This window comes from Actinoplanes sp. NPDC049802 (genome assembly GCF_040656595.1).
In the GTDB taxonomy this organism is placed as follows: Bacteria; Actinomycetota; Actinomycetes; order Mycobacteriales; family Micromonosporaceae; genus Actinoplanes.
The window spans coordinates 1-8,908 of record NZ_JBFAMR010000079.1 but is presented as its reverse complement, the minus strand read 5'-3'; the positions used below and the strand labels follow the sequence as shown (position 1 = coordinate 8,908).

Here is an 8,908-nt window from a genome sequence, read left to right as displayed (position 1 = left end):
TGTGGATTTCGGGCGCGAAGCGCACCCGAAATCCACACGCGGGCGGCCTCAGCAGCACAGGTCCCGGCGACGGTAGCCGGCGAGACCGGCCACGGTCAGGAGCGCCGCCAGGGCGAGCATGACCGCTGAGGCCGTCAGGTCGATCCCGGCGAGTGGCACGGGCGCGAGGTGGGCGAAGGGGGAGACGTCGCGTACCCGGTCCGGCGCCGCGATGCTCTCGGCCACGACCAGCAGGAGGAATCCGCCGACGCCGGGGACGCTCCCGATCGGCCCCGCCCAGCGTGGCACCCACCCGACGGCGAACACCGCCGCACCGAGGCTGAGCAGCACGATCGGAAGAACGTTCCAGGCGCCACGCAACGCGGCCCCCACGGCGAGCTCGCCGCCCATGACGGCGACCCCGGCCCACATCGCGAGGCCGGCCACGGTGACCAGGACGGCCGCGGCCGCGGCGGTGACACCGATCTCGGCGCCGGCCAGCCGGATCCGGCTGATCGGCCGGCTCGCGAGCAGGGTCAGCCGCCGGCCGGTCTCGGCGGCCACGAAGGCGCCCATCCGAACGGCGGTGAAGACACCGGCCGGCAGGGCGAGGATCGCGAACAGGGTCGCGGCGAATCCGGCGAGGCTGCCGAGCCCCTGGAAACCCGCCTGGGAGGCCTCGTCGGCGAAGGCCGGGTTGTCGCGCAGGAAGTCGGTGACCGACACCGCCGTCAGCCCGATCAGCAGGTAGTAGGCGCCGACACCGGCCAGCCAGCCGCTCAGGGGCCGCCACGCGCGGCGTACCGCGAAGGCTTCCACGCTGCCCAGTTGCCGGGTCCGCGGGCGCCGTCCGGCCGCCGCCGGGATCAGACCGCCGTGAACGTCGCGGCGGCGGGCTGAGATCAGCGTGAGCACGGTGAGGAGCGCGGTCGCGGCGGCCAGCAGAAACAGCGGCAGTACCCGGTCGTGTACGTAGGGTCCGCTGAGCGCGAGCAGGCCGAACGGCGACAGCCAGTGCAGCCAGCCGAGCGCGGCGACCCCGTCGCCGATCATGCGGGCCAGCAGTCCGGCGCCGAGCACCGCCACCGCCGTGCCGGTCGCGGGCGACCGGGCGGGAAAGATCTGGGCGGTCAGCGCCGCCACCGCGGCGAAGAACATCCCGAGCAGGCCGGTGCCGGCGCCGTGCACCAGGGCGCCCGCCGGTTCGGTGCCGGACAGCAGCAGCACGGCCGTGACGGCGGTGGCGGAGGCGGCCGCGACCACCATCACGGGGGCCAGGTGGCGAAGCAGGACGGCCCGCGCCGGAAGACGGCCGGACAGCAGCAGAGCCCAGCGGCCGGCGTCCTCCTCCCCGCGGGTGATCCGGGTCGTCGCCAGGATCGACCAGACGCCGAGCAACACCGCGACGACGGTGCCGACCCGCCACACGGTGAACCCTCCGGCGGTGTCGAGACCGACCGGGGCGCCGAACAACGTCCGGATCGCCGGGTTGCCGGCCAGCGCCCGAAGACCACCGGCCGCCGCCGGGTCGGCCATCACCTGCGCGTACGTGGCGGCGACCAGCGCGGTCATCGCGCCGCTGAGCCCGGCGACGAACAGACCCCCGCGCCGGATCTGACGGATCGCCAGCCAGGTCACGGCCCGGCCCGGCGCGGGATCCGAGATGAGCCGCGGGTTCGCCGGAGCGGGGAGGGCGCCGACGGTCATCGGGTCGCCTCCGCCCCGTAGTAGTCGAGGAAGATCTCCTCCAGGCTCGGTTCGCGTACGGTCAGGGCGGTGACCTCCGCGGCCGCGAGTGCCCGGAGTGCGGGAGCGGGTTCGCCGGTCAGGGTGAACCGCAGCCGCCGCTCGCCGGCGGGCTGGACGGCCCCGACACCCGGGATCATGCCGAGGTCCGGTGCCGTGCCGGTGAAGGAGATCGTCACCTCCGAGCGGTGCAGGCCTCGCAGGTCGCCGATCGTCGACACGTCGGCGAGCCGGCCGGCGCGCAGAATGGCGACCCGGTCGCAGACCGCTTCCACCTCGGCGAGCTGGTGGGAGCTGAGGAAGACGGTCTGACCGCGCTCGCGGGCCTGCCGGACGGCGGTACGGAACTCGCGTTCCATCAGCGGGTCCAGGCCGCTGGTCGGCTCGTCGAGCACCAGCAGCGGGGCGCGGGTGGCGAACGCGGCGATCAGCGCGACCTTCTGCCGGTTGCCCGTCGAGTAGGTGCGCGCCGGCCGGGACGGGTCGAGGTCGAACCGGTCGACGAGTTCGTCGCGATAGACCGGGTCGGTGCCCGGCCCGGTACGCGCCTGCAGGTGCAGGATCTCGGCGCCGGTCAGTTGCGGCCACAACGCCACGTCAGCGGGCACGTAGGCCAGGTGCCGGTGGGCGTGGGCCACGTCGGCGGCGTCGGCGCCGAACACCTCGGCCCGGCCGGCGCTCGGCCGGGCGAGACCGAGGAACAGGCGGATGGTGGTGGACTTGCCGGCGCCGTTGGGGCCGAGGAACCCGAACACCTCACCCGGTGTGACATCCAGGTCCAAGGTGTCGAGGGCGGTGAGCCGGCCGTACCGTTTCGTGAGCTGGACGGCGCGCAGCGCGGGATCGGTCATCGCGGGAAGCCTTTCGGTCGACGTGGATCAATGACCGCCGACCAGACTTCCCGGCACACCTGGCGCTCACCGTACTCCGCCGCGTCACCCCGCGGGAAGGCCGTCCGCGTCCAGGCCGACCGACCCGACCGGCTCGCCGATAGGCCGATAGGCCGGTCGGCCATTACCCTCGGCGGATGAGCAGAGTCATCTACTCGGTCGCGTCATCCTTGGACGGCTGTCACACCGACGCCGAGGGCGATTATTCGTGGGCGGTGCCGGACGAGGAGGTCATCGCGGCGCTCAACGCCGATGCGGCCACGGTGAGCACGTATCTCTACGGCAGACGGATGTACGAAGCCATGGCCGGGTGGGAGACCGATCCGGAGGTCGCCGGCCAGTCACCGGAGTCCGCGGCCTACGCCTCGACCTGGAAGGCCGCGCAGAAGGTGGTCTTCTCGACCACCCTGCCGGCGGTGTGGACACGGCAGACCCGGCTCGAGCGGGCGCTGACGGCCGAGGCGGTCGAGTCGGCTCGCGCCGGCGCGCCCGGTGACCTGACCGTGGAAGGCCCGGTCCTCGCGCACAGCGCCCTCCGGCAGGGACTCGTCGACGTGGTGGAGCTGTTGATCTGCCCGGTCGTCGTCGGCGGGGGGAACAGAGTGCTTCCCGGCGACCTGCGCGCCTCGCTGGCGCTGCGGCGAGAACGCCGTTTCGGCAACGGCATGGTCCAGCTGACCTACGACGTCCGGTGACCCGGGTGGGGTTCGGTCTGTGACGCCGGTGGGCGGGTGCCGGCGAGCCCGAACAGCGACGGCCGACGCCGCACCGAACGCGAGGGCACGCCGATTCCGTGGCCCGGCCGGTGGACTGATCCCGGTCCTGCCGAACGACCGGGGCCGCAGCCTAAGGCTGAACGTCCCGTTCTCGTAGCGGATCGCGGCGGCATCGCGCACCCTGGTATTCCGGAGGAACCGGCGCCCGTGCCGGCCCCGACCCGAGGAGGATCCGTCGTGACGCATCACGTGTACCGGCTCACCGAAGTCGTAGGCAGCAGCCCGACCAGCGTCGACGACGCCATCCGCACAGCGATCGCCAAGGCCTCGCAGTCCGTCCGCAACATCGAGTGGTTCGAGGCCAAGGAGATCCGTGGCCAGGTCGTCGACGGCGAAGTGGCCCACTACCAGGTGCTGGTGAAGCTCGGCTTCCGCGTCGACGACTGACCCGTCAGTTGCGTTCCCATCGGAACAGTGCCGTCGCCAGCGCGCCGAAGACGACGATCATGCCGCTGAGCACGCTGATGGGAAGCAGCAGTGTCGTCCACGCGTCGCCCGCCCACACGCCGCGCAGCAGCTCGGCGAAATGGTGCACGGGGGAGAGGTTCATGATCCGCTGCACGCCCTCGGGCATGGTCTCCAGCGGGATGAAGGCGCCCGACGACATGATCAGCAACAGCATGAGCGTGTTGCCGATGCCGGTGGCCGCGCCGGTGGACGGGTAGATGCCGGCCAGCGTGTACCCGAGCGCGAGGAAGGCGGTGAGCCCCAGCGCCGCGGCCACCAGCACCGCGATCAGGTTGCCCGGCAGGTCCACCCCGAAGACCAGCCGGCCCACGGCCAGCGCCGCGATCATCCCGGTCATCCCGATCACGAAGTTCACCGTCAGATCGGCGGCGATGAACACCCTCGGCCGCAGCGGTGTGAGCCGCAGCCGGCGCAGCGCCCCGCTCTCGCGCAGGTTCAGCAGGCCCAGCGGGACCAGCAGCACCCCGGTGATCGCCAGCACCAGCGACGGGAACGCCGGCAGTGTGGCCTCGATGAAGCTCTTCCCCCCGAAGTTCGGGTCAGGCCCGTTGTCGAAGATCAAACCCAGCATGAGTACGAGCACCGGCGCGAAGATCACCGCGAAGAACAACCCGACCGGCTCCCGCAGCGCCGAGCGCAACAGCGTGCTCGTCAGTACGCCGTAACCCTTCACGACGCCACCTCCGTCCTCATGTCGCGGCCGGTCAGGTTGAGGAACACGTCCTCCAGGCCGGGCGAGCCGGCCCGCAGATCGGTGATCCGGATGTCCCGTGCGGTCAGATCGGTGAGGACGTCCTGCAGGAACCCGCCGGTGCCCTGCACGGTCAGATATCGCCGGTCGGGCCGTGCCGTGGTGACCGTGTCGAGACGCTCCAGCGCCGACACCAGCTCGGCCGGGGCGGGCCGGGTCAGCGCGAGCCGGGCCGTGGCGTCGCCGGCATGGTCACGAATGAGGGCGGGCACCGTGTCGAGCGCGATGATCCGGCCGTGGTCGATGATGCCGACCCGATCGCACAGATGCTCCGCCTCCTCCATGTAGTGCGTGGTCAGCACCACGGTGGCGCCCCGCTCCCGCACCTGCTCCACCACCTCCCACATGGCCAGCCGCGCCTGCGGATCCAGCGCCGTGGTCAACTCGTCGAGGAACACCACCTTCGGCTGGTGGATGAGCGCCAGGGCGATGAACACCCGCTGCCGCTCGCCGCCGGAGAGCCGGTCCACCCGGGTGCGCGCCTTGTGGGCGATGCCCAGCGTGGTCAGCAGCTCCGGCCAGGCAACCGGATCGTCGTAGAGCCCCGAGAACAGTCGCATCGCCTCGGCCACGGTGATCCGCGGAGGCAATGCCGCGCTCTGCAACTGCACCCCGGTGAGCAGCGTCAGCTCGCGCCGGTCGGCGATCGGGTCACGGCCGAGCACGCTGATCCGCCCGGATGTCGGCCGGTCCAGGCCCTCGACGCAGTTCAGCAAAGTGGTCTTGCCCGCCCCGTTGGGGCCGATGAGACCGAAGATCTCGCCTTCCGTCACCTCGAGCGAGACGTTGTCGAGGGCGGTGACCTCCCCGAACCGGCGGACCACCTCCGTGCAGGTGACGACGGCGCTCACGGCTGCGTGCCTCCTTCGGCCGGCTCCGGCGGCGGGCCGGCCGGAGGCATGGCTTGGGCGATGAACTGGTCGAACACGTCCTGGCGCACGATCGCTATCCCCTGATTGACGTCGGCGAGCAGGAGCAGCGTGTCGCCGGGCTTGATGCCGAACAGATCCCGTGCCCCTTTCGGGATCACGATCTGTCCCTTCTCGCCGACCCGCACCGTGCCGGCGAACCTTCCCTCGGCGGGAGGTAGCTCTTCGGGCTTCACGACCACCCCTCGTCATACTTTTCCCACAAGTATAACTCCATTGTCCAGAGGGGAGCATCCGCCCGAGTCGCTGCGGCGGTGGACAAAGGGCTGCCCGGCCCGTGCTTTCCGGCTCGTGGCCGAGGATGATCACCCCACCGGGCCGAGCAGCGACGGGGGATGTGCTGGTGCGAGAAGAGAACGACATGGCCGAACCGGGCCGGCAGCCGAGGCGGCCCCGGCTCAAGCGGGCGGCGACGGCCGCGGCGCTGCTCGTCGCCGGTGCCGCGGCCGTCGTCGTCTGGTGGGGACAGCCGCAGCTCGGCGAGGGTGGCCTCATCGCCACCGGGACCGGCATGACGTGGGCGAACGACGGCGTCGAGAACACTCGCATGCTGGTGAAAGGCAAACCCGCCGACACGGTGAGCGCCGTCTTCAGCATCCGTAACGCCGGCCGTCTGCCGTTCACCGTGCACGGCCTGGACACCGCTGACACCACCGACTGGCTCTCCCGGCAGCAGGTCACCTTCATTCCGGGTTGGCCCGGCGACGACGCGAACGCGGTGCCCCGGCGGGAGCTGACCCTGGACCCGGGCGGTGAGGCCACCGTCTTCTGGTCGATCGACATGAGGTGCCAGCCGCCGACCGCCGAGGGCGTCCGCATGAGCCTCGAGGAACTCCGGTTCGAGGTGAGCTGGTGGGGAGTCCCGGCGACCCGTGCGCTGGTCCTGCGACAGCCGATCACCTTCGTCGGTGACGGCGAATCCCGGGCTCTGCCGTCGGCGGCGGAGTGCGGCGCCGGTGAGACCTCCTGAGGTCGCTGGGCAGGGCCGCGCCCGGAGGGTTCGCGAACCGTTCGGCGATCCCGAGATGAGCGCCGGCCGCGCGGCGTCCTGATCGCCGGGCCGTCACCCGGTGCGGGTCTCGCCGGGCGTCTCGATGGTCAGCAGGGTCGCGAGCCTGCGCAGCAGGTCGGGACGGGCCCGGTAGTAGACCCAGGTGCCGCGGCGTTCGGCGTCGACGAGGCCGGCCTCGCGCAGCGTCTTGAGATGGTGCGAGATGGTCGGCCCGGACAGCTCGAACGCCGGCGTCAGGTCGCAGACGCAGGCCTCGCCGTCCGGCGCGGATGCGATCATCGACATCAGCTGGAGCCGCACCGGGTCGCCGAGCGCCTTGAACGCCGGCGCCATCATGGCCGCGGTCTCGGCGGGGACGCGCTGGCGCGCCAGTGGCGGGCAGCACGGCGTTTCGGCGTTGAGGTCGGTCAGCGCGAGGGACCCGGCTTGTTTCGTCATTCGTCTAGGTTGACAGTTGTCGAAACAACGTGCAACTCTCTGATTCGACAAACGTCTAACCAGCACGGCCGGCTGGTGGGGCTGCCTCAGCGCCGTTGACGCAGTGCCCACGGCCAGCCGAGAACCCGCAAGGAGCACGACGATGAACGACGTCATCACGACCCCGGCCGGCGGCTGTTGCGGCAACCCGCCTCACGACGGGCCCGCCCTGCCCGGCCCCGCCGCCGAGGCCGGTTCCCCGTGCTGCGGCACCACCGCCGAGGCCCGGGAGTCGGGATCCTGCTGCGGCGCGGACGCCAAGCAGGAGGCGGTCGCGGCCGGGCGAAGCTGCTGCGGATGACCGCGCAGCTGAGGCGGATCACCCCTTCTGATTCGATACTGATCAAGACAGGAGTCGCACCGTGACCAGCATCTCTCCCGCATTCCCGGTCGTCGTCATCGGCGCCGGGCCGGTCGGCCTCGCCGCCGCCGCCCACCTCACCGAACGCGGCCTGCCCTACCTGATCCTGGAAGCCGGCGACGGTCCGGGCGCCGCCGTCCGGCAATGGGGACACGTCCGCCTGTTCTCACCCTGGCGGTACGACATCGACCCCGCCGCCGCCCGGCTGCTCACCCACGACGGCTGGACCCGGCCCGACGACGACAGACTGCCCACCGGCGCCCAACTCGCCGCCGACTACCTGCAGCCCCTGGCCGGCCTGCCCACGATCAAACCCCATATCCGGTACGCGGCACGCGTCGCCGCCGTCACCCGTCTCGGCCTCGACCGGGTCCGCAGCCACGGCCGCGAACAGGCGCCCTACCTGATCCGGCTGGCCGACGGCGAGGACATCCTCGCCGGCGCGGTCATCGACGCCTCCGGCACCTGGGGAACGCCGAACGTGCTCGGCGCCTCCGGCATCCCCGCCCACGGCGAGACCGCGGCCGCCGCGTTCGTCGAGTCCGCGCTGCCCGACGTCCTCGGCCGCGACCGCGACCGGTTCGCCGGCGCCCGTACCCTCGTCGTCGGCGCCGGGCACTCCGCCGCCAACACGCTGCTCTCGCTCGCCGACCTCGCCGCCCGGGTCCCGGGCACCACGGTCGGCTGGGCGATCCGCGCCGCCGACCCGGCCCGCACCTACGGCGGTGGGACCGCCGACGCCCTGCCCGCCCGCGGGGCGATCGGCTCCCGGCTGTGCGAGCACGTCGAGAACGGCACGATCACCCTGTACTCCGGCTTCTCCGTGCGGAGCGTCACCGTCGACGGCGACACCGTCGCGGTGTCCGACGGCGAACGGACCGTCATCGCCGACCGGATCGTGTCCGCGACCGGGTTCCGGCCCGACCACACGATCACCGGCGAACTGCGCCTCGACCTCGACCCGATCCTCGGCTCCACCCGGGCGCTGGCCCCGCTGATCGACCCCAACGAGCACTCCTGCGGCACCGTCCCACCGCACGGCGCCGACGAGCTCGCCCACCCTGAACCCGGCTACTACGCCATCGGCGTCAAGAGCTACGGCCGCGCCCCGACATTCCTGCTCGCCACCGGCTACGAGCAGGCCCGCTCCGTGGTCGCCGCCCTGGCCGGGGACTGGGACGCGGCCCGTGACGTACAGCTCGACCTGCCCGAGACCGGGGTCTGCAACAGCGACCCGGTCGAGGGCGACGACACCATCGCCACCACCGGTGGCGGCTGCTGCGGCGGTCCGGAGCCGGTGGCGGTGGGGTCACCCGGGCGCGAACCGGCCACCGGGGTCGCCGGCGGACTGCTGACCGCGCCGCCCGGGCTGATCACCCTCGGCGGCAAGCCCGGCTCCTGTTGCTGACGCCGAGGGCCGTCACGAACCCGCCGGCCGCCGACCGCGGCACCGGCGGCGTTACAGATCGGCTTGAGGTTCGGGTTCGACGGTTCCTCGCTGGTCAGGTCGGCCAGCGTG

At 72.2% G+C, this 8,908-nt stretch carries 11 protein-coding genes; 5 read left to right on the top strand and 6 right to left on the bottom strand.

What is annotated here, in order from left to right:
- Window positions 1-48 precede the first annotated feature (48 nt).
- Both AB0I88_RS34395 and AB0I88_RS34390 read right to left on the bottom strand, forming a co-directional pair.
- Window positions 49-1,686, bottom strand: a complete 1,638-nt coding sequence (locus tag AB0I88_RS34395; protein WP_361034502.1) for a hypothetical protein — start codon at window positions 1,684-1,686, stop codon at window positions 49-51.
- Window positions 1,683-2,576: an ABC transporter ATP-binding protein gene (locus tag AB0I88_RS34390; RefSeq protein ID WP_361034499.1), complete on the bottom strand. Its 894-nt coding sequence runs from the start codon at window positions 2,574-2,576 to the stop codon at window positions 1,683-1,685. The genes AB0I88_RS34395 and AB0I88_RS34390 overlap by 4 nt, the downstream gene beginning before the upstream one ends.
- A gap of 176 nt (window positions 2,577-2,752) precedes the next feature.
- Between AB0I88_RS34390 and AB0I88_RS34385 the strand changes: the two genes are divergently transcribed.
- Window positions 2,753-3,310 (top strand): dihydrofolate reductase family protein, encoded by a 558-nt coding sequence (locus AB0I88_RS34385; RefSeq protein ID WP_361034496.1) that lies wholly within the window; start codon window positions 2,753-2,755, stop codon window positions 3,308-3,310.
- 258 nt (window positions 3,311-3,568) lie between these two features.
- Window positions 3,569-3,778 (top strand): dodecin, encoded by a 210-nt coding sequence (locus AB0I88_RS34380; RefSeq protein WP_361034493.1) that lies wholly within the window; start codon window positions 3,569-3,571, stop codon window positions 3,776-3,778.
- Between the two features lie 4 nt (window positions 3,779-3,782).
- Here AB0I88_RS34380 and AB0I88_RS34375 read toward each other — a convergent pair whose 3' ends face one another.
- From AB0I88_RS34375 to AB0I88_RS34365, 3 genes are read right to left on the bottom strand one after another with little or no spacing between them, the layout of a single operon-like run.
- A complete protein-coding gene (locus AB0I88_RS34375) occupies window positions 3,783-4,532 on the bottom strand; it encodes an ABC transporter permease (protein ID WP_361034489.1) in 750 nt (249 codons plus the stop codon).
- Window positions 4,529-5,461 (bottom strand): ABC transporter ATP-binding protein, encoded by a 933-nt coding sequence (locus AB0I88_RS34370; RefSeq protein WP_361034485.1) that lies wholly within the window; start codon window positions 5,459-5,461, stop codon window positions 4,529-4,531. Before AB0I88_RS34370 ends, AB0I88_RS34375 begins: the two co-directional genes overlap by 4 nt.
- Window positions 5,458-5,715, bottom strand: coding sequence for an AbrB/MazE/SpoVT family DNA-binding domain-containing protein (locus tag AB0I88_RS34365; protein WP_361034482.1), 258 nt, complete (start codon window positions 5,713-5,715; stop codon window positions 5,458-5,460). The genes AB0I88_RS34370 and AB0I88_RS34365 overlap by 4 nt, the downstream gene beginning before the upstream one ends.
- 167 nt (window positions 5,716-5,882) lie before the next feature.
- Between AB0I88_RS34365 and AB0I88_RS34360 the strand changes: the two genes are divergently transcribed.
- Window positions 5,883-6,509: a hypothetical protein gene (locus tag AB0I88_RS34360; RefSeq protein WP_361034480.1), complete on the top strand. Its 627-nt coding sequence runs from the start codon at window positions 5,883-5,885 to the stop codon at window positions 6,507-6,509.
- Between the two features lie 93 nt (window positions 6,510-6,602).
- Here AB0I88_RS34360 and AB0I88_RS34355 read toward each other — a convergent pair whose 3' ends face one another.
- Entirely contained in the window at window positions 6,603-6,989 is a 387-nt protein-coding gene (locus tag AB0I88_RS34355; RefSeq protein ID WP_361034476.1) for a metalloregulator ArsR/SmtB family transcription factor, read from the bottom strand.
- A 142-nt stretch (window positions 6,990-7,131) separates the two neighbouring features.
- Here AB0I88_RS34355 and AB0I88_RS34350 point away from each other — a divergent pair, with 142 nt between their 5' ends.
- Window positions 7,132-7,329, top strand: coding sequence for a hypothetical protein (locus tag AB0I88_RS34350; RefSeq protein WP_361034473.1), 198 nt, complete (start codon window positions 7,132-7,134; stop codon window positions 7,327-7,329).
- A 61-nt stretch (window positions 7,330-7,390) separates the two neighbouring features.
- Entirely contained in the window at window positions 7,391-8,797 is a 1,407-nt protein-coding gene (locus tag AB0I88_RS34345; protein ID WP_361034470.1) for an FAD-dependent oxidoreductase, read from the top strand.
- Window positions 8,798-8,908 lie beyond the last annotated feature (111 nt).